Here is a 22,421-nt window from a genome sequence, read left to right as displayed (position 1 = left end):
TGCGTCCCTTTGCGTTAAAAAAACGCGCTCGTTTTTACGAAAAGCTGTACTTAGCAAGAATAGTAACTTGTAGATGATAACAATTAACCCTCAACTAACTGACGCGCAAAAGCGATCGCTTCTGCTGAAGTCGAAATTTTACCTTCAACTTGCGCTACAGCGATTTCCGCCAATAGTTTGCCTAATAGTGGCGAAGCTGGAATCTGTAATGCTAGAATTAGTTCCTTCCCACTCAATAAGGGTGTGGGATGAGAAACCAGATCGTCAGGGTCAAGGTAGCGGTCGATCAAGGGTGCGATCGCCTCTACCAAGATATCATGTCCCACAGCTAAAACTGCTGTAGCCGGGAATACAAAACCGGCTTCTTGAAAGAAAAAATACTGTTCTCGCAAAGACATCTGAGATAATTTTAACTGCGGGAACAGCTTCAGGGCAGTGGTTACGCCTTTAATTTCCGCACGACTATAAGTTAATTTTTGTAATTCAATTTCCGCAACTTCCGGGTCAGGGTTGACAAGACAAGCAAGTTTGGCAATACTCAACCAAGTAGTTTTAACAGTATCCCTAACATACTCTTGCAGTTTTACGCTCAATTGCTGCCAATTTTCCGCTAGTTTCACCGCTGCATCGTCAACTGCTGTTAGTTTAGCGAAACTTTCTGATGTAGCGAACTGAAAAAAAGGCGTAAGTAAATTATCCTCCCAAGCGCGAGTTATCCAAGGTGTTCCTTGAGAACTCAAAAGCAAATAATTGATTTCTACCCGAACTCGTTCTGCGGCAACTTCAGTTATATGCGAAGCTAGAGAGCGAATTGCGATCTGAGTATCTGTCTCAATTGTAAAATTAAGTTGCGCCGCTTGGCGATAAGCTCGCATTAACCGCAAAGGATCGTCTTGCAGATTGGCAGGTGATATCATCCTGATTATGCGTCGTTCTAAGTCAGCACAACCTTGCAAAGGATCGATGATTTCTTGCGTGTGCGGATTGTAGGCGATCGCATTTACTGTAAAATCCCTTCTATGCAAGTCAGTTTCTATAGATTCCCCCGACTGTTGGGCAAAATCAACCGTAGCTTGGGGAAACACCACACGGGCAATTTGTCTTTGCGGATCGAGTAACACAAAACCAGCTTTGTAATGCTTCGCGATTTTTCGCGCTACCTTGACCGCATCACATGGTAAAACAAAATCCAGATCCAAATACTCGCGACTTCTTCCTAAAATGCGATCGCGCACAGCACCACCTACCATGTAAGCTGTTTTTGGCAACAATTCCAGGCTAAAAGGATAATTATCAGATAAGTTAGAAAAATTTGAACTATACATTGTAATAAAAATCAACCCAGCAACTAATGAATTACGATTTGGCTTAAGCTAGATTAACAATAAAGCTCTTTGTATCGTGGTTCTATTATGTGTATTTGTGTCAACTGCCACTATGTAGACCGCTGCATTACCTACAACGCAGTAGAAACGCAGCACGAACAACCTCACCTGACGGAAACCCCAAATTTTGAACCGAATGAACCCTCTATCAACGTTAACATCCGTCCCAAAGAGGATTATATTGAAATGGAATGGGATGTTGTCGGTTGTCTCAGCTTTAAGCGAGAAACCGGTAAATGGTCTAAGTTGCGTCCAGGTGAATTGGTGCCAACTTGATAAACCGTAGTAACGCAATTTATTGCGTTATAATGACGCAATAAATTGCGTCACTACGAATATCGTAAATCTAAAATCGCTTGACCACTGAATTAGAAATCCAACGAACAAAATACGGTTTATCGCTACATACCACCACACCCGAATTGGGTTTGGCAATAAGTAACTTTGCAGAAGATACACGTTCTGACGTTTGGAATTTAGAACGTAACGTATCTAGCTTGTTGCATGAATATTTAATTAATTTTATTAAACCGCAAACTTGGGCAGATTTAGCGTTTATTGCCGTAGCCAAGGGACCCGGAGGATTTACTGGTACTCGTATCGGAGTTGTAACTGCCAGAACATTAGGACAACAGTTAAATATTCCCGTGTTTGCTATTTCCACATTAGCAGCGATCGCCTACTCCCAAAAAAATAAAAACGACACTATGATTGCTGTGCAAATGCCAGCACAACGAGGTCAAGTTTTTGCAGCTATTTATCAACATATGCCTGATGCTTCTGGTTTAATATCTTTGTTGCCTGATACCGTATTTACACCAGAAGCGTGGCAAGAAAAATTAGCTTCAAATACAACTTATCAATTAATCGAAGCCAAATCTAACTTAGCAGCAACAGTAACCAGCGTGTTGGAACTCGCATATCTCGACTGGCAACAAGGCAAGCGTCCCGACTGGTCAGACGCTTTACCTTATTATGGACAGCATCCCGTCGATTTATGAAAAAGACCCTATTTACATCACCCGCATCTTGAGGTTATGACATTCGTCCAACTCGTTCCCAGTCGGAGACTGGGAATGCTTTACGGGAGGCTCTGCCTCCTGTAAAATATCGAGGTAGAGCCTCCATAATTACATTACAAGGCTCTGCCTTGTAACCAGAGAACCAGAGAATTTGGAGGCAGAGCCTCCATAATTACATTACAAGGCTCTGCCTTGTAACGAGACAGAAATACTTGGCAGAAAGTATAACAGCTTATCAGTGGACATCACCTGCATGTTGAGGTTATGACATTAAAGTTATCCACATAATTTCAGCATGTGGTCAATGTCAGTAAAACAAACTACTGACAATGCAGCGAATAACCGATTGATTAATAAGTATGAACAACGCTTTAGATTCTATGTATCAGTTAGTGTGGCATTTACCAGTATATTCAACGATGCTAGCTCAAACCGTTAGAGATGCTAATCTTATCGGTCAAGTGCAAACAGCTTTTAACCACTTTATCCAAACAGGTCAAGTGTGGGCACTGTTGATTGGGTTAGTCATTGGCTATATGATCCGGAATCTAACTAGTTACGGCTAAAATTTGTGGGAGTGGGGAGTGGGGGACAAGGAGACAAGGAGACAAGGAGACAAGGAGACAAGGAGGACAAGGTGACAATGAGAATAATTCTTTCTCCCCCTCTCCCTCTCCCCCCATCCCCCCTTCTCCCCCTCTCCCCCACTCCCCACTCCCCACTCCCCACTCCCCTGATATATATGACTAAAGAACCAACTTGGAGTCAGCGATTTGAATCAGCGTTACATCCGGCGATCGCTCGTTTGAACGCAAGTATAAGTTTTGACATTGAATTAATCGAATACGATATCACTGGCTCTCAAGCTCATGCGAAAATGCTGGCTCACACTGGTATAATTTCTCCAGAAGAAGGAAGTCTTCTGGTTTCAGGTTTAGAACAAATTCGTCAGGAATATCTGTCCGGCAAATTTCACCCAGGTATTGACGCGGAAGATGTACACTTTGCCGTGGAAAAGCGATTGACGGAAATTGTTGGTGATGTCGGGAAAAAGCTGCATACAGCGCGATCGCGTAATGACCAAGTTGGTACTGATACCAGACTTTATCTGCGCGACCAAATTCAACACATCCGCTCTTGCCTGCGAGAATTTCAAACTGTCTTATTAGATATAGCCGACAACCATATTGAAACTTTGATCCCAGGTTACACGCACCTACAACGCGCCCAGCCTCTAAGTTTAGCTCATCACCTCTTAGCATACTTTCAAATGGCACAGCGCGACTGGGAACGCTTGGGAGATGTTTATCGTCGGGTAAATATTTCGCCTTTAGGGTGTGGTGCTTTGGCGGGAACTACTTTCCCGATTGACCGACATTACACCGCCGAACTATTGCAATTTGACGAAGTTTATGCTAATAGCTTGGATGGAGTAAGCGATCGCGATTTTGCGATTGAATTTCTTTGTGCTGCTAGCTTGATTATGGTTCACCTCAGCCGTCTTTCGGAAGAGGTTATTCTTTGGTCATCGGAAGAATTTCGCTTTGTCACCCTGAAAGATAGCTGTGCTACGGGTTCCAGCATTATGCCGCAAAAGAAAAACCCCGATGTTCCAGAATTGGTGCGGGGGAAAACTGGGCGCGTATTCGGTCATCTGCAAGCAATGTTGGTGATAATGAAGGGGCTGCCCTTGGCGTACAACAAAGACTTGCAAGAAGATAAAGAAGGTTTATTTGATAGTGTCAAAACAGTTAAAGCTTGTTTAGAAGCGATGACGATTTTGCTGCACGAAGGTTTAGAATTTCGCACTCAACGCTTGGGGGAAGCTGTAGCGGAGGACTTTTCAAATGCTACCGATGTAGCAGATTATCTAGCGGCGCGGGGTGTTCCTTTCCGAGAAGCTTACAATCTCGTGGGTAAAGTGGTGAAAACCAGTATTGCCGCAGGTAAACTTTTAAAAGATTTGAGTTTATCAGAATGGCAACAATTGCATCCAGCGTTTGAGGCAGATATTTATGAAGCGATCGCCCCCCGTCAAGTTGTTGCAGCCCGCAACAGCTACGGTGGTACAGGCTTTGAACAAGTAAGCAAAGCCCTTCAAGCCGCCCGCACTCAAATAACTGTTAAATAATAAATAAGGGCGTATAAATAATATACGCCCTTTCAATTGACGGATTATGAGACTACATAACATCCTTGGCTTTTAAGGACTTAAATCCACGCTATGCCGTCCCAAAGCGGTATGTATGATTATCGTATTACCTATTTAATCTCTACCCCTAGCGATCGGCTAAGGGTAGGAGCATTATGGAATCTAAGCTAAAAGAAAAGCTCAACAAGCATTTGAGCAACATTCTTTATTCAGCAGCATCCATTGAAGCTGCGCCCTCATCCTCTTCACTCTTCGGCGGTCTTTGTTGGAATCTTCTCTGCATTCGTCCTGTAGTAGTTCGTTTACGAAACTTTCGGGCATATGCCTGGTTCCGTAGCGCCTTTTCTTTTTTGGGGTTGCGGCGCTTCGCCATGTTCACCTCATTAATAAACAACAAACTGAAGCCAGAAATAACTTAGGCAATATCAACGACCAACGTTATTGATATAGTCTTAGTCTAACTCAGCACTCAATACACTTTAAACAGTGTTCTAGTCTACCGCATTTAAGTTTTTTATGTCAATCAAAATTATGACTTTTTTTTTTATTAATTAGCAATGAATTAATATTTGTAATTTTCTTGCTCAATTTTGATGTGGAATAGGCAATTTCAAAGCAAAATATTTAAATATAGAAACTATTTTCTAAGAAAATTTCATAGAAAAATTTTCAAGAATTGAAAATATTAACGTTATTTCCAGTAGAGATTTAAGCAATTTAGATTTTTCAGCAAGTATTTATTGCCACTTTCAACAAGGTAATATTAGCTAAAAACCAAAAAATTATTAGCTCATAATGATTATGTATATATGTAGTTTTAGTTTCCGCAAATGCTAAAATTGATATGTTCTGCGGTAATCGTGAGAATAAAACCTTAAACTACGAGCATCCTGACATAACACAAAATTCAATATTTTCGTAGTTGAACGGATGTTAGTGGTGGCGAGTTCTACAGTACAACACAGACATTGGAAGATTGAACGTTTTTGCTTTTTTTGCTGCAACTGTCCAGTCCACACGTAGCTTATGGCGCTTTGGACAAGCCGTACTGGGTATCCTCTTTCGTCATCCCATCACTGGCACCAGTATCATCCCCATTTTACCGGATGGTAGGATTGTGCTAATCCGGCGGCGTGACAATGGTCGCTGGGCATTGCCTGGAGGGATGGTGGACTGGGGAGAAGATATTCCGAATACAGTCCAGCGCGAGTTGATGGAGGAAACTGGGCTTGATTTGGTGAAAATTCGGCGTTTGGTAGGAGTTTACTCCGCACCAGATCGCGATCCCAGAATTCATTCGATTTGTATTGTCGTTGAAGCAGAAGTTCAGGGAATTATGGAGATTCAGGATACCTTGGAAGCAATGGAAATCCAAGCATTTCCTCTCAACTCTCTTCCACCAGGGGAAATGTCCCACGATCACAACCGACAGTTGCAAGATTACTTGCAGGGCTTGACAACATTAGCGTAAAAGTATAATTGTCAGCTTGTTGGTTGTTAGGTGTTGGGCATTGGGCATTGGGCATTGGGCATTGGGAATTGGGAATTAAAGAAGTTCGGTGATGCGCTCCTTGGGTGAATAAATACGATTCTTTCCATGCCCCATGCCCCATGCCCCATGCCCCACTAACCACTATCTACTAACTACTAAATTAAAATGAATAATCTGTTTCGTAACTCCCGGAGAAAACTTTCTCAAGGGTTGTTATTTTGGCGTGAACTTGGGGAAGGAACTTCTATAATTTTCTTACATGGTGCTTGGAATGATAGCTGTGAATGGTTATCGGTGATGGAATCGCTTTCAAATTACCATTGCTTTGCACCAGATTTATTCGGTTTCGGTGAGTCAGATTATCCTAATGTTCATTACTCAATTGATTTACTCTTAGAATCTCTTGCTGAATTTACCCATGCTTTAAAGCTGGAAAAAGTTTATTTAGTCGGACATTCTCTCGGAGGCTGGATTGCTGCTAGTTATGCATTAAAATATTCACAGCAAGTTAGTGGTTTAGTATTGTTAGCACCAGAAGGTGTGGAAATAGAAGGACAAGAAAAGCGTTTGCAGAAAATGCGGCAATTAGTAAAGCGATCGCCTTTTATATTTAAATTATTGCGATTACTTCGCCCCATAACTAAAATGTTAGGCTGGGATAAAGAAATTGAACAAGATTGGCAGCTTTATCAAACACTGGTGAAATATCCCACAGCTTGCAAAATATTATTTCAACGTCAGCAGCCAGAAATTAATGCCGAATTCTTACACGACCGATTATATACTTTAGAAATCCCAGTTTTGATTTTGCAAGGTGCAGAAGATACACCACACAGTTTAGCCATGAGTAAAGTTTACAGTCAAATTCCTTCATCTGAGTTAAAAATAATTGCTCATGGTAAAAGCGACTTACCAGAATCTTGCGCTGGTATTGTCGCTGGATATATTCGAGAATTTATCAAAAGTCAGGAGTTAAGTTATTAAATATAGATATTTAATTCTGCAATATTTGCAAAGTTTAATTGGCAATGAAAAATCAGCAATTGTTTAGTAATCGAGTAAGAATACTCGCTACTATGCATCAAAAAGAGAGTAGTTAGTAGTTAGTGGGCATTGGGGAGGCAGTGCGTTGCGCGGGTTCCCCGCGCTATCTGCACCTGCCGTCATGGGGGAGGCAGTGCGGTCTTGGGAATTGGGAATTGGGAATTAAAGAAGTTCGGTGATGCGCTCCTTGGGTGAATAAATACGATTCTTTCCATGCCCCATGCCCCATGCCCCATGCCCCATGCCCAATGCCCCATGCCCACTAACAACTAACCAATAACCACTAACTATTACCAATCAATTGGTTTTCTATCCCGGAAAAATCCACCCGTCGCACCTCCATCTGCATGAGTCGCCAGCCAGACAATTGTATTAACTCCTTGTTCTGGAGTTCTAGTTGCATTTGCTCCACCCATATCGGTTTTTACCCAACCAGGGCAAACAGAATTAACTAAGATATTTGTCCCTTGTAATTCGCTTGCAAAAATCCGCGTTAAGGCATTCAAAGCAGCTTTAGAAAGGCGATATCCGGTGTAACCACCACCCATATCATGAAGTTGTCCCATCCCCGAAGAAACATTAACTATGCGTCCATAATTCTGTTTCTTCATCAACGGAATTAACGCTTGAGTCACTCGCAAAACACCGTAAACATTCGTTTCCATCGTTTGCTGCACAGTGTCAATTTTGGCATACAAAACACTGTTATTACCAGCTTCATCAATATATATACCCGCGTTGTTCACTAAAACATCAAGCTTTCCAAACTGCTGAGAAATAAATTCAGCTAATTTTTGACTACTTTCATCACTAGTCACATCAAGAGGATGAAATGTCACATCCAAATTCTCAGCTTGTAACTTATCAGCCGCAGCTTTACCTTTTGCTTCATCTCGACTGGTGAGAACTACCTGATACTGAAGTTTAGCTAACTGACGAGAAGCTTCAAATCCCAAACCGCGATTTCCACCAGTAACTACAGCAACTTTATTTGTTGTACTCATTAACTTCTTCCTAACTAAAATTACCTCAATGCGTACTCTGAGTTATATTCAACTAACTCAATCTCATTCCCATCAGGATCGTTAACGTAAATTCTGTGCTTCGTTTCTGGTGCAGTCATTGTATAATACTCGATGCCTTCAGTTTCAAGCAGTTTTTTCATCGCTTCCCCATCTTTAATCGTAAAGCCTACATGATTGATACCGATATTTTCATAAGCCGTATGCACATGCTTTAACTCAGGATAATCGTTGAGGGCAAGATAAAATTGATCGTTGCCAAAATGCATCCAGCGACTACCGTCAAATACACCTTCAACGCGCACATACCAATCCGGAAAGAGGGTTTGGTAAAACTTTTTGGTTGCGTCAATATCTTTGCAAGCAAGGTTAATGTGTTCAAAACGAGTAAAGTTCATTTTGTGTTCCTTTTATGTTGTAATTTTCCGTATCTCGTTCCCAGATGCCAACCTGTAACAAGGCTTTGCAGACTGGAGTTTTTTATCTTAGATAAATCATAGTCGATATGAGTATGAGTTAACATAGTTTTTTGTTAATAAATATTACAGATGCGTTGACACCAGTAAACTAATCATGTGTCCAACCTTTTATACATCTCGACAAGAGAGATTAAGTTATACCCAGACTGGCTTTACAATCCAAGTCAATTTGTATTCTGAATTAAATATGTATAAGAAATTACTTTCTTCATGGAAAATTACCGCATTTCATTGCGGTGAAAAGCGACTTTAAGCTGCAAAGCTACTATTTAGGCAACTAATCAAAACGGTTCTTTAAAGAAATTTTCGAGAGTGAATCTTTCCTTCAAAATATCAGCCATTGGGTAATCTTTGTCATCAAAAAGCAAAGATACTTCACATCTAGTTAAGGGGAAAGGTTCTAAAAGCTTGTCTTTTTCCCAACTTTCTAATCTCCACCAAAGAGTTTGCACAGCTATTTCTTTGCCATCAATCAATTCAAAAGTAATTTCACCAATATTATTAACTCCGACAATTTGTTTACCGTGTCCCCATTTGCCGCGAAAATCGCGATCGTTTTTGGCGATCGCTAAATATTTCTCTAAAAACTCCTTGCGTGCTTGTCCAGGCAAAGGAGCTATTATAGATATCGGTTGAACAAAACGTGAACCGGGTGGCTGAGTGAATTTTTCTTCTTTAGCTAACAAAAAATCAATTCTATATAACCATTCCGGTTTTTCTGTAATTTTTAATGCTGTATGCCAAATGCGCTCTTTAAGTAAATTAATGACAGCAGGACTACCTTTAACTCTCCAAGGAAAAGATTGAACCGTATTATCCATCATCGTATATGAAATACCAATTTCTAATTCTTTACCACCTTTATTTTCCCAAGCGATAATCTTAGAAGTTGGTAAATTTTTAATAAATTCTATAGGTAAAAAACCTTTAGTATGCAAAGAATGGCTGCCACCGATTCCCTTAACTTCGTTTTTTAAAGAACTGCTAGTAAATTGAGCAACTACAAGTTCAGTATCAACTTTTTCTAAACTTTCAAATGGACGTGTTGCAGAATATTGCAAACGAGCGGCAAAACTGTAATGAACATCACCAGATAAGATAATTACTCTACTTTTCTGTGTTGGTAATGCGCGTAATGTTAAAGATGCAAATAACCTTTCAAATGCAGCATCATCTAAACTCCAAGCTTCTGGATCAAAACCCCAAGCTACAGTACCCAGTTGCTGAGATACACTTTTAACAGTCTTTTGTATTTCTTCTAAAAAAGGTACACCAATAACTGGACCAGGGGATATCAAAAAAGTCACTTTTGTATTAGGATGACGAACTACTTTTGATATTTGCTCATCGCAACCTTTAGCACCCAAAAGTGCCGGAAAATCAAAATCTTTTCCGGGAAATTCGCGCCAAGTGCGAGTGTCAAGTACTATGACTTCATAACCTGGACTAGTTACTGTGTAGTGCCATTTTATATTATTATCAGTGTGAGGTATTCCTCTAGGGTTGTTGTTTATAATATCTGCAACAGTCGGTAAAGCAAGGCGATAAGCGATTTCTTTTTCATACTCTATATTTTCACCTTTTGATGCTGACCATGCAGCAGCAGCTTTAAGCAATGCATCTCCAGGTTGACCTTCTGTAAATTGGTCTGGTGTATTTCCCCAGGCTTGAAATACAGCATAGGCTAGCATACCATTTTGTAGAACACGCCTGCCTAGGGGTTTAGTGAGGACGCGATCGCACCAAGCCATATTCAAATACCAATCATCGGTAATTTCATGATCGTCAAATATCATGTAAGTCGGAATATTCGCTAAAGCGCGTCTAATTTCCTTCAGCGTTATTTTAAATTGTTGTAAATAACCAACTTCTTCATTAAATAAAGCTATATCTTTTCGTTTTCCTGGTGCATTCAAGTTAACATCTGCAAATGTTGGTAAATCTTCAGGTTTAGTCCACAGCGCATCACACCAGGCAAATAAATACATTGCAGAAAATTCGCCGAATGTAAATAAATGGCTTTTTGCAATATCGGAAATTTTATTAAGTTTAGTAAGACTGCTTGTCAAACCAGCAATATGTGTTGCTAACTTATTGCGCTTTCCTGGATTTAACTCTTGAATATTTTCCACATCTGGTAACACCTCAGACCATCCTAAAAGCGTCTGACTGGCATCAATTAACATGAAAAGTAAAGCATCTGCCACATCATCAGCATAAATTTGATCGCCAGTCAAGAAAAGTTGATGCGGTCGCTTTTTTGGGTCTTGTATTAACGCTTCTTTAATCATTTTGTCTAACGTCGCTAGCGCGTCAATACTTTCGCCGTGTGCTTTGCGACAAGAACCGTGAATGATGCGTAAATGATTTAAATTAGTTGGTGGAAGCGCGAAAGAAGGTAAGTTATACGGAGGATATGTAATATCTTCAACTGAGCCTGATGAATTTAAAATACCCGGTTTATTCAGTGTTTCTCCTGGGTCAAATGCTAAATTGTAGAGATAATTTTCACCGGATGAAAGCACATTTGATTCTGCTTTCGCAGTGACAGCGACAACATGCAAATGAATACCAAGTTGAATTGTTTTCCGGTTTCCTGTAAGTAATAATTTTTTGGTAGTATCAAAGACTGCTAAATAAACAGTGCGGCTTTCTTTCAAAGCTATCCACACAGTTACTGCATTTGCTTCAGTGCGTCTCAGAATTGGTCCAGCGAGAACGAGTGGCAGGTTATTCAACCTATCCCTTAAAGGTGTCCATGTCATGAGACTTCTGGCATCAACGATATATTTCGAGTATATTTTTCTCGAAGAAAAAAGTCACGTTTGTAGAAGCCAAAGGCGAAAAAGTTCTACAATAATTCGCCAGCATCCATCAATTTCTTTAACTACATCATGGCGCGTGAGAGTTTTCAAGGCTTCTTGCAAAGTTGCCTCATCCATGTCTGTAGATTGAAGTAAGGCATTGAGAGTTAAGCCTTGGGGGTGAGGTGCAAGTATCCTGAGTATATCATGTTGTCCAACCGCACCGCGCACCGCTTGACCCCAAACACCATCAAAATAGTAGCGTCCCCGCTTGAAAAATTCAGAGTCATTAATAATTGCTTCCACATCTTCTACCGTGAAAACTGGCTCGCGGTAGCGTTCCATCTCAAAAAATTGTTCGTTGAAACGGCGAACCAGTTGAAAACCCACAAGTTGTATTAGATAGGGCTGCCCGTGGGTGAGATCATAGATTTTATTTACGGCTTCTGCGGTGTAGTCAAGAGGGAAATCTTCATCCCCCTCAATCTCCCCAAAACTAGGCGAAGATATCGTTGGGTTAGTTAAAATTTGCCCAGTAGCTGTGCGTTCCATAAACCCAATGTGGATGGGGATAACGCTGGCGAAGAAGGGTTGGAAGTAATCTGCTGTCATCTCCTCCAAAGTGTGCAAACCTGCAAAAGCAAAGGCAACTTTGGAACTCATTTGCACCAATCCTCGTAGAAAACCCAAAAAATCCTGGGGAATTTTTCCTATCTCAATCAGTTCCTCGATTTTCTCGAACTCGTCTAAGGCAATGATAAGCCCGTGTAGAGATTTTAGATGTAAAGTCTCTACAACCTGTTTTAAATAGCGTTCAAAAGTACGATAAGGAAGGTTGAGCAAATCTGCATCGGCGGGAGGTGGAAGATTTACCGCCTCGGAAATTACATCACTAATAGCCATTAGCACTTCCCCAACTCCTTGGGGACTATCCCCCAAAACCAGCAGATTAATATAGGCTACGTGTACTCCCGACCCTAAACGGTTATCGACGTTAAGCAGAATTGAGGTTTTGCCCATACGTCTGTGACCGTAAAGAACTACAGACTGGAGTTGATGACCCATCACCCAGAATTCTTCTAGCTGTCTGATAACATCTTCTCGCCCAACAAAGTGGTTGCCCTCAACTGGGTTGCCAACAACGTAGGGATTACGTACAGGCTTAGTGATGGAAATTTCCTCTAACTTGTTGGCTACTCCTTGTAGAGATCGTGCCCAATTACTAGCAATTAACCTTATTATTGTTAGAATTGCCTGCTCTGCTGGAGGCAAATCGTGAGTTTTATTTGGCAGGTTTTTTAACTCTTCCAAAGCTCGGTTGAGAGCAATAGATTTGGCTGCAACATATCTACTGCGCTGGACAATGCGAGCATCCTTAATAACTCGATCAAGACAAGCGAGAGCTTCCCAAGTAGCGAGACAGAGTAGAGATTCTTTGGGGACAACAGGCATTTGCTGCATAGCAATAGTTGCCAATTCCTCAGCGTCAAGAAAAGCTTCAAGGGTCTGAGTTAAAGTAAACATTTCTTCACCGTATGGGAGAGAACGTACTACAAAAAAAGCCCTACTTGCTCCTTGGAGACATCCTCTATCTTTGTACTCTGAAGCATAATAATAATCAATTTTGTGCAGTTCCCAGAAACTATACCAGACAGCATGAACAGGCGTATCAAATTTAATGTGCCGATATGACTTGATTGCAGGCTCCCAAATGTAACGGAGTTCCTCTAGTTGATTTGATGTCAGTTGCGCGACGCGGAATATAACTTGCTCTGGTGGAGTTTCGGTAAGCGCTCTACTTAGAGCTTGGGTAACGGGAATAAACTGAAGACTGTAGTTTCGCACTTGATTGAGGTTGTGGAGACCTATTTCCCAATCTCGAAGCAGCCAATTTGTCAACTGAGAAGATAGGTAAGGAAGCGAGATTGGGGTTACATGAGGAATTTGCCAGCGTCTGTTGCCAGATATCAGCTTTGTGGAGAGGATAGCAAAAAGCCAATCCTCTAGTCGTTGTGAAAATATTTCCTTTACTACAAAAGCTATTAAAAAAGTACATGCTATTAACCCTAGAGTTTCCTGCCCAAAAGATCCACCAATTACCAGTAGGAATAAGCTTATATACACCACACGGCGTAGCAAAAAACTTACTATTTTCCATACCCAATTCGATTTATAGACTTTATTTTTTCTACCCTCAAGCTTTAGGCTTTTAACCCAACCTTGTGTAAGACCAAAGGCGATACCAAAGACCACACCAACTTTTATGATGCTGATAATATTCTTTACGTTGGTGAGAATATTGGTCTTGAGATAATCAATGTCATTAACTACTAATGCTAAAGCTACACTAGAACCCAAGCTGGACATGATGCTGAATCCGATGAAAGGCGCAAGCCAACTTACTTTGGCACTTTCTGAATTACTAAAGTAATGCATCCCGTGTATGATGCCGACTTTGTTAAACACAAAGCGAAACACACCTATCACCACGCCTATGATTACGAAAGACCAATTTAAGGGAACACCCATCTTCTGAAAAATTACACCTACAAGGAAAGGTGTAACCAGTATTAATACCAATGCTTGTAGAATAAACCGAAGCTCTACGGGATGATAAAACAACCACTCCCATCCTTCGCGCCGATGCCAGTTTTTTTCTCTTTCAACAATCAACTGATTTCCGTTACCGAAAGTATCTACATACCACTGCAAAGCCTGGGGAAAGAAAAAAACCCAATACAACAACCGCAAATAATCTAAGGGTTTCCATAGCGATAATGGTCGCCTCAATTTGGGAGCTAAGTCTAATCGAGGTACAGAACTGTGTTCTGTCATTGCATACCCTCCATATAGCGGGCATAAGTTTGATAGCACTGCTGCATCAGTCGTTGGGGATGACCCCCACTTTCTTGCAATATCCGGCTTATTTCCTTCTCAGTAAAATTTACAGAAGTCATAACCAGACGAGATGCAATAAAAGCACGGGCAGTATTTTCATCCCAAGGATTTATGTTTTCCTCTTGGCAAATACCTGCAAGTGGTGATGTCTTACTTTGATCGTCACTATCATTAAACAGGCGATCCAATGATTCACGAGCAGCAAGAATCAGCCGCAAGGAAGCATCTCTTCCCTCAGCTAAACCGCGCAGGTGGTCAAATACTTGGCGAGAAAACCCTTTTGATGCCATATTGCCTACATTGTCTGTAGCTAGTAGCACTCTACGATTTTGCAAATTACGCTTTAGTGTATAACCTTTACTTTCGGGGATACTGATTTCATGGCACAAAGCACTGTAGAAGTCATCTTCATTATGAATAACATTTAAGTCTAAAAAGACTACCTGACGCGGCGTTTGCAGGCAACTTTCTGCTTGTTGGCAAATTGCCGATAGTAGTGAGGACTTGCCAATACCCTTCTTTCCTATCAAAGCTACACTACTACCACTATTTAAGACCTCAAATACTCTTTGGATTTCTCGCTGTCGTCCAAAGAATTGTTGCGGCTGTTCTACTCTGCCATTTTGGGGAACGAAGGGATTAGGAATTATTTCTTTAACTCTCGGCTTTGGGGAGGGATTTATATAAATAACTGGTTTGAGATGCTCTGGAAGATTATATAGTTGAATTTCTACACAGCCAAACTGATAAGCCTCTTCAATTGAACGGTTTGCGGCTAATGCTTTATAAAATCCAACCGAAAAAGCGATCGCTCCTTTATCTCCAATCGCTTGATTCATCCCAATTACAAATCTAATATGTTGTGCGATCGCTTTCGCTTGAATCTCAGAATAACAAGCGTTCAAGACTACACAATCGATTTTCTCTGCTACCAGTTCAAATAAATTTGCTAAAGCATCGGCTTGTACAAGCTGCGATTTTCCTGTTAAACTCTCAAAATAAAGCTCCCCTGTGCTTGTTCCATGTCCGGAGAAATGCACTATTTGCGGATCGACATCGAATATTGCCTGTGTTATGTCCCGGATGCGAACCGATTCACGGGATTCTAATATAAATCTATCTCTCTGTTTGGATAGTTGCAGCCGTTCGCGAATATCTCGCAATTCTTGCAATAAACGCAACCGACGTTCGTCACTCGGATCGGCTGCTAAAAACAGGATTTTTACAGGAATATCACTGTTATCCACGCATTGTATGAAGGTTTAATTAGGAATTAGTATACCAAGTACAGGGATTTGAGGTTGTGAACAATATACTGTTTAACGAACCGCAGAGGCGCAGAGAGCGCAGAGAGAAGAGAAAGATTTTGGTATGTGTGTGTTTAATTTAAGTTTAGAGGATGTGCGATCGCTCTTTTCAACCCTTAGTAATTTTCAACTATTTATAACCACAGCTTGTGCATTGATAACCACAGCTTAAGTTGTGGTTAATACAGCTTGTGCGTTTATAACTACAGCTTCTCCATCGATAACCACAGCTTAAGCTGTTTTAAATACGGCTTTAATTTTACTTATATAACTTGAAGCTGTGGTAACGACAGCTTCAGCATTGATAACCACAGCTTAAGTTGTATTTGATACGGCTTTATTTTTACTTATAACATTAAGGTAGTAACGGCTTCAGCCGTTAAAATCCTTCGCTTATGTAGAGACGCGATAAATCGTCGTCTCTACATCTTTGACAACAGATGACTAGGGGGGATGAAGCGAAATTATTTCCTAATATCTAATCCGTGGGTCTATATATGCATTTAAAATATCAATCAAAATGCTTGCACCCACAACTATCGCTCCAAAAAAGACCATGATTCCCTGTACTGTAGGATAATCGCGTTCGGTAATCGCTTGATACAATCGATTTGCTAATCCGGGCCAAGAAAATGTTACCTCAGTCAAAATTGCTCCACCTAGCAAAGAAGCAAAAGTTAATCCTAAAACTGTAATTACTGGAATTAAAGCATTTTTTAAAGCGTGAGAGACTAAAATCTTTTTCTCCGGAATACCTCTTGCTCTAGCAGCTTCTACATAATCTGCTTTCATGGTTTGCTTTAAATTAACTCGCACAATCCGCTCAAAAATTCCACTCAGCAAAATTCCTAAGGTAAAACTCGGAAGAATCAGATAATACAAAGTCGTAAAAAACTGATTTAAATTGCCACCAAATAAACTATCTATTGTATATAAACCAGTGATATGATTGGGTGCAGGAACAGTTGCCGGGAAACGTGTTCCCAACGGCAACCAATCAAGTTGAACTGCGAAAATTAATTGCAAAATCATTCCTACCCAAAACATGGGAAGTGAATAAGTGATAATACCAAATAATCGTCCTCCAACGTCAAGAGGTGTACCGGGACGAGAAGCAGAAATAGTTCCGACAGTAATACCGACAATTAAAGCGATCGCAATACTAAATACCGCTAATTCTGCTGTTGCTGGAAAGAATTGCCAAATAATATCCCAAACTTTCTGTCCCCTACTGCTGATAGAATTTCCCATATCCAAATGCAGTAAGTTTCCCACATAGTTGAGATATTGTAACCCTATAGGCAAATTTAAACCTAATTGTTTTCGCAACTCTGCTTTAGCGCTTTCTGGTGCGCGTCCACCAAGAATTGCATCCGCTGGATCTCCTGGTGTTGCTCTTAATAAAAGAAACACAATTGTGATAATAGTTAATAGTTGAAGTGGTGCTAACAGCAGACGCGAAGTTATGTAATATGTTATTGCTTTGGAACGAGACATAATTAGTCAATAGTCAAGGGTCAATAGTCAATGGTCAATGGTCAATGGTCAAGGGTCAATAGTCAATGGTCAATGGTCAAGGGTCAACAGTCAAGGGTCAACAGTCAAGGGTCAATAGTCAAGGGTCAATAGACTTTAGACTTTTGACTTTGGATTTTGGACTTTTGACTTTTGACTCTGGACTAATAACTACTTTTTGATTATCTTGTATATCAGATTTTGGGTAGGATCTAATTGCACACCACTCATACCTTTTTGAGCAAAAACAAAGTCTTTACTTTGCCATAAAGGAACGAAAGGCACATCTTTTGCTACTAGTTCTTGAATTTCTGTAAATATTTTTTGACGAACTTCGGGATTTTGCTCTTGCCGCTGCTGGTCAATGAGTTTATTCATGCGATCGCTATAGTAAAATGACCCTTGAGACTGACTCCCACCATCAAGACATCCTTTCGCTGTTGAACCCTTATCGCAAGAGAGAAACGGTTGAATGTAATTGTCTGCATCTAAAAAGTCAGGATACCAATCGAGTAAAATTGCTGGATATATACCTTTAGGAATTTGTTGAAAAAATGTTGTGGAATCTACAGCAATCACTTCAAATTGCAAAATTCCGTCCATTGTTTTCTTAGCTAAAGCTTTGAGTACTATAGCTGCCAAACTGCGAGGAGGAGAACTAGAAGGATACCAAATTTCTACCTTTGCTGGATTGCTTTTTGAGAAACCAGCTGATGTTAGTAGTTGTTTAGCCTTTTCGGTATTGCCATCTCCATATTGCTTTTCAAAGACTGGCTTGTAAACATTTAAAGTTGTCGGTATCATGCTGTAAGCTGCGTCAGCTTGACCATACCAAACTCGCTCTTTAATTTGCGATCGGTCAATCATGGAAGCGATCGCTTGTCTGACAACTGGATTATCTAAAGGCTTTTGATTTTGATTCAAAGCCATATAACTCATAACGCTACCCTGAATCGGAATAGCTTGCCAATCGCCGTTTTTTGCTTTATCTTTCAAACTGCGAACTTGATCCGGGTCCATCGACAGGTAAGCTACATCTACAGACTTTTTCCGGAAAGCATTATACAAATTCACTCCACTGCTGAGAATTTGTAATTTAATACCGTTATTAGCTGGCTTTTCTCCCCAATACTTATCAAAAACATCAAATTGCACCGAATCGGGACCAAAATTCGCTAATTTGTAAGGACCGGTTCCGACAAAAATATTCGGCTTAAATTTACCTTCACCAATTTCGTAAACTTTAGGGGAAACAGGACAAACTCCAGAAAATGCTAATAGTGAGGGAAACGCTGCAAAAGGCTTTTTCAGTTTGATGGTTAACTCATAATCTCCGGTAGCTTTTACTGATTGCACCACATCTGCCAGCAAGAAAGAGGGTTTTCCCTTATTTTGGAGAAAACGCTTGAGACTAAATGCCATTGCTTCTGCGTTAAAAGGAGTTCCATCGTGAAAAACTACTTTTTGACGCAGGGGAATCGTGTAAGTTAAACCATCTTGACTAATTTGCGGTAATGCTGTAGCCAATTGAGGCTTAATTTCCGTGCTTCCTGGTTCGTAGGTGTAGAGGCGATCGCTCATGTTATACACTAAACCCAGCGATGCTAACTCATAAGCATCAGCCGGATCGAGAGTACGTGGCTTCTGCGTTGTACCTACAGTAATCCGACTATTGCCTGTAGTATTCACATCAGGTGGTGAAGTCCCTGTCTGTTGGGGATTACCGCAACTAACAATCAACAATAAACATAAACAAAACAAACAAAGGAATTTGGTAATTCCACCCCACGGCTTTAGTGACAAGGAAAACCAGGTCAACCGATTTTGGATTTTGGATTTACGATTTTGGATTAACCTCATGTATAGAATGCATGGGCTTGACATAAAGAAAGTTTCTTTTTCTTTCATAAATAATCGTGCTTTAAACCTTTTTTAGATTTTGCGAAAAGTTATCGCTGTGGTAACGAGCGTACAAAGCGCATTCAAGGGCGGATTTTCTCTTTAATCCTTGGCTCCAAAATATAAAATCTAAAATTGTCTAGGTCATAACATTAAAATTTTTGATATTAGCGGTGAGCTATTTTACTATATGTGTGGCTGAATTCTTTATTTAATTTTTCAGCTTGTATTTAAAGCTTCGCAATATACCGACTGCAACTTAGCCATCGTTGACACAAAAATTTAACAAAAATATATATTTTGATATTTTCAGTTCGCTTCAAACTTTTTTTAAATAAAAATTACAATTTATAACAAAGTTAGTCAAAAAATCATATTTCCGCTCTTTTGAGAATTGTTAAGCTTTGACCGTAGTTGAAGCTGAGGGAAATGAAATTTTTGCATAGCTTTATTGAGAAACTGCATGTAGATACATAATTAAGAAACGCGATCGCGATATTGTAAACAGCAAATTGATAGTCTAATAGCGGGACTTACGAGCGTGAAGTATTTCTTTCTATCAGAGGGATGGACAGTTGGCAGAGTTTGGGCATCTGAGGGATTATGGCAGATAACCGCATGGCGACGCCAACCAGATATTCAGCAAATGAATATTTGTCTAGTAGAACAAAATGAATTGTTATGGCTTTACCGAGCCGAAGAAGCCGTTTTAACCGTCGAAGTCAAGCCAACAGCACCCCAACAAGTAGCCCCCATCGGTCAAGTAGTGCTGAAGCGTCTAATGAGTGCCGAGCAAGTAATCGAGCGTCTAGGTAGCGCCGAAACGAGGTGCCATCTGCAAAATATCGATTTGGTTGTGAGGTAAGGGACTGGGAGACTTGGAGACAGGGGGACAAGGGGACAAGGGGACAGGGGGACTTTCTTGACAGGGGGACAAGGGGACTTGGAGACTTGGAGACTTGGAGACAAAAAGAATAATTCTTCTTTCCCCCCATCCCCCACTCTCCCCCTCTCCCCCTCTCCCCATTCCCCATTCCCCATTCCCTATTCCCCACTCTATCCGTAATGCTACGCGATCGCATTCACTTACCCGCTTGCAAACAAGTCCATCAATAGTTACACTTTTTAAAATATTCTCATTTTTGCGCTTGCAATAGCAAAGCACTTTCAACCGCCCAAACGCCTAAAAAACGTTTGTCTTGTTCTTCCGGAACAAAAAGTGGATTTTATAAAATAAAATTCAGTTGCGGTGTTTTCGGGCGATCGCTACCCTCCTGGGTAAGATTCCCTTCTTGGTGTGAGCATTGCCAAATTATTCACATTGTCTGACTTTTAAGGCAACCTGGAAAATTTGGTGGCAATAACAAAAAACCGAAACTTGCTTGTAAACATAATTCATCGAGGAGGAGCGTAGTCAATGGGACTACCCTGGTACCGAGTACATACAGTCGTTCTGAACGATCCGGGGCGATTGATATCTGTACACTTGATGCACACAGCCCTAGTGGCAGGCTGGGCTGGTTCGATGGCTTTATACGAACTAGCTATTTTTGACCCCAGCGATCCCGTACTCAACCCGATGTGGCGTCAAGGGATGTATGTAATACCCTTCATGTCACGCTTAGGCGTAATTGGCTCTTGGGGTGGCTGGAACGTCACAGGTCAGCCAGGTTACGATCCTGGTTTCTGGTCATTTGAAGGTGTAGCCGCCGCTCACATCGTTCTTTCTGGTCTATTATTCTTAGCCGCCGTTTGGCACTGGGTTTACTGGGATTTGGAACTCTTCCAAGACCCCCGCACTGGTGAACCCGCTCTCGATTTGCCAAAGATGTTTGGCATTCACCTGTTCTTATCTGGTTTACTTTGTTTTGGTTTTGGTGCTTTTCACCTCACCGGGCTATTTGGACCGGGGATGTGGATTTCTGATGCCTACGGCTTAACCGGTCACGTTCAAGCAGTAGCGCCAGAGTGGGGACCGGCTGGGTTTAACCCGTATAACCCTGGTGGCGTAGTGGCTCACCACATTGCTGCTGGGGTGGTTGGTATTATTGCTGGCTTATTCCACCTGACAGTACGACCCCCCGAACGGCTTTACAAAGCTTTGCGGATGGGGAACATCGAAACTGTACTTTCTAGCAGTATTGCCGCAGTATTCTTTGCCGCCTTCGTCGTTGCCGGTACTATGTGGTACGGTAGCGCGACTACCCCAATTGAACTGTATGGTCCGACCCGTTATCAATGGGATCAAGATTTCTTCAAACAAGAAATTAATCGGCGCGTACAAGCTGACGTTGCCGATGGCGCAAGTCTGGAGGCAGCTTGGTCACGAATTCCTGAAAAACTGGCATTCTACGACTACGTAGGCAACAGCCCCGCTAAAGGTGGTTTGTTCCGCGTCGGACCGATGAATAAAACCAATGGTATTGCTTTATCTTGGTTGGGTCATCCAGTCTTCAAAGACAGGGAAGGTCGGGAATTAGAAGTGCGTCGTCTGCCGAACTTCTTTGAAACCTTCCCAGTCATCTTGACCGATGCTGATGGTATTGTCCGTGCGGATATTCCTTTCCGTCGGGCAGAATCAAAGTATAGCTTTGAGCAAGCTGGTGTGACTGCTAGCTTCTACGGTGGTGAGTTGAATGGACAAAGCTTTAAAGATCCAGCTGATGTGAAGAAGTACGCTCGTCTAGCACAGTTGGGTGAACCATTTCAGTTTGACGGAGACCAAAGCACCAGGTTTGGCGATTTAGCGATCGCTAAACCCGATGGAGTCTTCCGTACCAGTCCCAGAGGTTGGTTTACCTTCGCTCATGCTGTATTTGCTCTTTTGTTCTTCTTTGGTCACATCTGGCACGGTTCTCGGACAATCTACCGAGATGTGTTTGCTGGTGTTGACGCCGACCTCGAAGAACAAGTTGAGTGGGGTCTATTCCAGAAAGTGGGTGACAAGTCAACCCGCCGCAAGGAAGCTTAATAAAGGATGAAAGATGAAGGATGAAGTATAAAAAAGAAGAAGTTTGTAAATCTTCGTACTTCATCCTTTATAGACTGTATCTTGGTAGACTATCATTACTGGACTGGCTGGATAGGTAGGAAGTTGTGATATGGAAAGCATTGCATACATTTTGATTTTGACCTTGGCAATAGGAGTTCTTTTCTTTGCGATCGCATTTCGCGAACCTCCCCGCATCGAAAAGAAAGACGAATAGTAGATTTTCTCTGCTATTAGACTTTTAACCAGAAAATACAAGCCTTTTATCCGTTGCTACCAAATGGTTGCAACGGATATTTTTTGACGTTATTTGTCACCCCTACACTAAAACCGGACACTCCCTATCCAGCCTTGTATTAAAAGGAGCAAACACACTCGCGAGTCACTCAGAAGAAGGCTGGATAGGGAGTGTC

The 22,421-nt window shown here is 41.3% G+C and carries 21 protein-coding genes; 10 read left to right on the top strand and 11 right to left on the bottom strand.

The window, feature by feature from the left end; all coding sequences use genetic code 11:
* Positions 1–83: 83 nt before the first annotated feature.
* Positions 84–1,325: a tRNA nucleotidyltransferase/poly(A) polymerase-related protein gene (locus PI95_RS25945; protein ID WP_039737218.1), complete on the bottom strand. Its 1,242-nt coding sequence runs from the start codon at positions 1,323–1,325 to the stop codon at positions 84–86.
* An 87-nt stretch (positions 1,326–1,412) separates the two neighbouring features.
* Between PI95_RS25945 and PI95_RS25940 the strand changes: the two genes are divergently transcribed.
* The 4 genes from PI95_RS25940 (at position 1,413) to argH (ending at position 4,538) form a co-directional block, all read left to right on the top strand.
* Positions 1,413–1,661 carry a Ycf34 family protein gene (locus PI95_RS25940; protein WP_039737219.1) on the top strand — a complete coding sequence of 83 codons (249 nt, stop codon included), beginning with the start codon at positions 1,413–1,415 and terminating at the stop codon, positions 1,659–1,661.
* An 80-nt stretch (positions 1,662–1,741) separates the two neighbouring features.
* Complete coding sequence (gene tsaB / locus PI95_RS25935; RefSeq protein ID WP_039737220.1) at positions 1,742–2,386, top strand: tRNA (adenosine(37)-N6)-threonylcarbamoyltransferase complex dimerization subunit type 1 TsaB; 645 nt, start codon at positions 1,742–1,744, stop codon at positions 2,384–2,386.
* 401 nt (positions 2,387–2,787) lie between these two features.
* A complete protein-coding gene (locus tag PI95_RS25930) occupies positions 2,788–2,973 on the top strand; it encodes a hypothetical protein (protein WP_039738200.1) in 186 nt (61 codons plus the stop codon).
* A gap of 176 nt (positions 2,974–3,149) precedes the next feature.
* The gene (gene argH, locus PI95_RS25925; RefSeq protein ID WP_039737221.1) at positions 3,150–4,538 is read left to right on the top strand and encodes an argininosuccinate lyase; all 1,389 of its coding nucleotides are present in this window, start codon (positions 3,150–3,152) and stop codon (positions 4,536–4,538) included.
* A gap of 226 nt (positions 4,539–4,764) precedes the next feature.
* Here argH and PI95_RS37725 read toward each other — a convergent pair whose 3' ends face one another.
* Complete coding sequence (locus PI95_RS37725) at positions 4,765–4,932, bottom strand: Asl3888 family RNA-binding protein (RefSeq protein WP_507236766.1); 168 nt, start codon at positions 4,930–4,932, stop codon at positions 4,765–4,767.
* Between the two features lie 603 nt (positions 4,933–5,535).
* Between PI95_RS37725 and PI95_RS25915 the strand changes: the two genes are divergently transcribed.
* The gene (locus PI95_RS25915) at positions 5,536–6,030 is read left to right on the top strand and encodes an NUDIX domain-containing protein (protein ID WP_039737222.1); all 495 of its coding nucleotides are present in this window, start codon (positions 5,536–5,538) and stop codon (positions 6,028–6,030) included.
* A 26-nt stretch (positions 6,031–6,056) separates the two neighbouring features.
* Here PI95_RS25915 and PI95_RS36970 read toward each other — a convergent pair whose 3' ends face one another.
* Positions 6,057–6,179 carry a hypothetical protein gene (locus PI95_RS36970; protein ID WP_268896824.1) on the bottom strand — a complete coding sequence of 41 codons (123 nt, stop codon included), beginning with the start codon at positions 6,177–6,179 and terminating at the stop codon, positions 6,057–6,059.
* A gap of 37 nt (positions 6,180–6,216) precedes the next feature.
* Here PI95_RS36970 and PI95_RS25910 point away from each other — a divergent pair, with 37 nt between their 5' ends.
* The gene (locus tag PI95_RS25910; RefSeq protein ID WP_039737223.1) at positions 6,217–7,035 is read left to right on the top strand and encodes an alpha/beta fold hydrolase; all 819 of its coding nucleotides are present in this window, start codon (positions 6,217–6,219) and stop codon (positions 7,033–7,035) included.
* 222 nt (positions 7,036–7,257) lie between these two features.
* Here the strand turns inward: PI95_RS25910 and PI95_RS36965 are convergent, their stop codons facing one another.
* From PI95_RS36965 to PI95_RS25875, 8 genes are all read right to left on the bottom strand, one after another.
* Positions 7,258–7,392, bottom strand: a complete 135-nt coding sequence (locus PI95_RS36965) for a hypothetical protein (protein WP_268896823.1) — start codon at positions 7,390–7,392, stop codon at positions 7,258–7,260.
* Positions 7,386–8,099, bottom strand: a complete 714-nt coding sequence (locus PI95_RS25905; RefSeq protein WP_039737224.1) for an SDR family oxidoreductase — start codon at positions 8,097–8,099, stop codon at positions 7,386–7,388. The genes PI95_RS36965 and PI95_RS25905 overlap by 7 nt, the downstream gene beginning before the upstream one ends.
* 20 nt (positions 8,100–8,119) lie before the next feature.
* Positions 8,120–8,515: a VOC family protein gene (locus tag PI95_RS25900; protein ID WP_039737225.1), complete on the bottom strand. Its 396-nt coding sequence runs from the start codon at positions 8,513–8,515 to the stop codon at positions 8,120–8,122.
* Between the two features lie 362 nt (positions 8,516–8,877).
* Complete coding sequence (locus PI95_RS25895; protein WP_039737226.1) at positions 8,878–11,361, bottom strand: metallophosphoesterase family protein; 2,484 nt, start codon at positions 11,359–11,361, stop codon at positions 8,878–8,880.
* 54 nt (positions 11,362–11,415) lie between these two features.
* Entirely contained in the window at positions 11,416–14,235 is a 2,820-nt protein-coding gene (locus PI95_RS25890) for an AAA family ATPase (protein ID WP_039737227.1), read from the bottom strand.
* Positions 14,232–15,545, bottom strand: coding sequence for an nSTAND1 domain-containing NTPase (locus PI95_RS25885; protein ID WP_039737228.1), 1,314 nt, complete (start codon positions 15,543–15,545; stop codon positions 14,232–14,234). Before PI95_RS25885 ends, PI95_RS25890 begins: the two co-directional genes overlap by 4 nt.
* 531 nt (positions 15,546–16,076) lie before the next feature.
* Positions 16,077–17,102, bottom strand: a complete 1,026-nt coding sequence (locus PI95_RS25880) for an ABC transporter permease (RefSeq protein ID WP_039737229.1) — start codon at positions 17,100–17,102, stop codon at positions 16,077–16,079.
* 189 nt (positions 17,103–17,291) lie between these two features.
* Entirely contained in the window at positions 17,292–18,938 is a 1,647-nt protein-coding gene (locus PI95_RS25875; protein ID WP_039738201.1) for an ABC transporter substrate-binding protein, read from the bottom strand.
* A gap of 622 nt (positions 18,939–19,560) precedes the next feature.
* Between PI95_RS25875 and PI95_RS25870 the strand changes: the two genes are divergently transcribed.
* The 4 genes from PI95_RS25870 to PI95_RS25855 all read left to right on the top strand — a co-directional run bounded on the left by PI95_RS25870 (position 19,561) and on the right by PI95_RS25855 (position 22,225).
* Entirely contained in the window at positions 19,561–19,884 is a 324-nt protein-coding gene (locus tag PI95_RS25870; RefSeq protein WP_039737230.1) for a hypothetical protein, read from the top strand.
* Between the two features lie 57 nt (positions 19,885–19,941).
* Positions 19,942–20,085, top strand: a complete 144-nt coding sequence (locus PI95_RS25865; RefSeq protein WP_163519198.1) for a hypothetical protein — start codon at positions 19,942–19,944, stop codon at positions 20,083–20,085.
* A 351-nt stretch (positions 20,086–20,436) separates the two neighbouring features.
* On the top strand, positions 20,437–21,990 hold the full coding sequence (psbB, locus tag PI95_RS25860) for a photosystem II chlorophyll-binding protein CP47 (protein ID WP_039737231.1): 1,554 nt from the start codon (positions 20,437–20,439) through the stop codon (positions 21,988–21,990).
* A 130-nt stretch (positions 21,991–22,120) separates the two neighbouring features.
* Positions 22,121–22,225 (top strand): photosystem II reaction center protein T, encoded by a 105-nt coding sequence (locus PI95_RS25855; RefSeq protein ID WP_163519197.1) that lies wholly within the window; start codon positions 22,121–22,123, stop codon positions 22,223–22,225.
* Positions 22,226–22,421 lie beyond the last annotated feature (196 nt).

Source organism: Hassallia byssoidea VB512170, from assembly GCF_000817785.2.
Taxonomy (GTDB): Bacteria; Cyanobacteriota; Cyanobacteriia; order Cyanobacteriales; family Nostocaceae; genus Hassallia; species Hassallia carrinoi.
The sequence above is the reverse complement of the archived record's forward strand: the minus strand, read 5'-3'. Positions and strand labels throughout refer to the sequence as shown.

Excerpts from the sequence above, each read along its gene's own strand:
- PI95_RS25940 (WP_039737219.1), top strand. The coding sequence starts at position 1,413 with ATGTGTATTTGTGTCAACTGCCACTATGTAGACCGCTGCATTACCTAC.
- PI95_RS25880 (WP_039737229.1), bottom strand. The coding sequence starts at position 17,102 with ATGTCTCGTTCCAAAGCAATAACATATTACATAACTTCGCGTCTGCTG.
- PI95_RS37725 (WP_507236766.1), bottom strand. The coding sequence starts at position 4,932 with ATGGCGAAGCGCCGCAACCCCAAAAAAGAAAAGGCGCTACGGAACCAG.
- PI95_RS25910 (WP_039737223.1), top strand. The coding sequence starts at position 6,217 with ATGAATAATCTGTTTCGTAACTCCCGGAGAAAACTTTCTCAAGGGTTG.
- PI95_RS25895 (WP_039737226.1), bottom strand. The coding sequence starts at position 11,361 with ATGACATGGACACCTTTAAGGGATAGGTTGAATAACCTGCCACTCGTT.
- argH (WP_039737221.1), top strand. The coding sequence starts at position 3,150 with ATGACTAAAGAACCAACTTGGAGTCAGCGATTTGAATCAGCGTTACAT.
- PI95_RS25930 (WP_039738200.1), top strand. The coding sequence starts at position 2,788 with ATGTATCAGTTAGTGTGGCATTTACCAGTATATTCAACGATGCTAGCT.
- PI95_RS25945 (WP_039737218.1), bottom strand. The coding sequence starts at position 1,325 with ATGTATAGTTCAAATTTTTCTAACTTATCTGATAATTATCCTTTTAGC.
- psbB (WP_039737231.1), top strand. The coding sequence starts at position 20,437 with ATGGGACTACCCTGGTACCGAGTACATACAGTCGTTCTGAACGATCCG.
- PI95_RS25905 (WP_039737224.1), bottom strand. The coding sequence starts at position 8,099 with ATGAGTACAACAAATAAAGTTGCTGTAGTTACTGGTGGAAATCGCGGT.
- PI95_RS25890 (WP_039737227.1), bottom strand. The coding sequence starts at position 14,235 with ATGACAGAACACAGTTCTGTACCTCGATTAGACTTAGCTCCCAAATTG.
- PI95_RS25855 (WP_163519197.1), top strand. The coding sequence starts at position 22,121 with ATGGAAAGCATTGCATACATTTTGATTTTGACCTTGGCAATAGGAGTT.
- PI95_RS36970 (WP_268896824.1), bottom strand. The coding sequence starts at position 6,179 with ATGGGGCATGGGGCATGGGGCATGGAAAGAATCGTATTTATTCACCCA.
- PI95_RS25900 (WP_039737225.1), bottom strand. The coding sequence starts at position 8,515 with ATGAACTTTACTCGTTTTGAACACATTAACCTTGCTTGCAAAGATATT.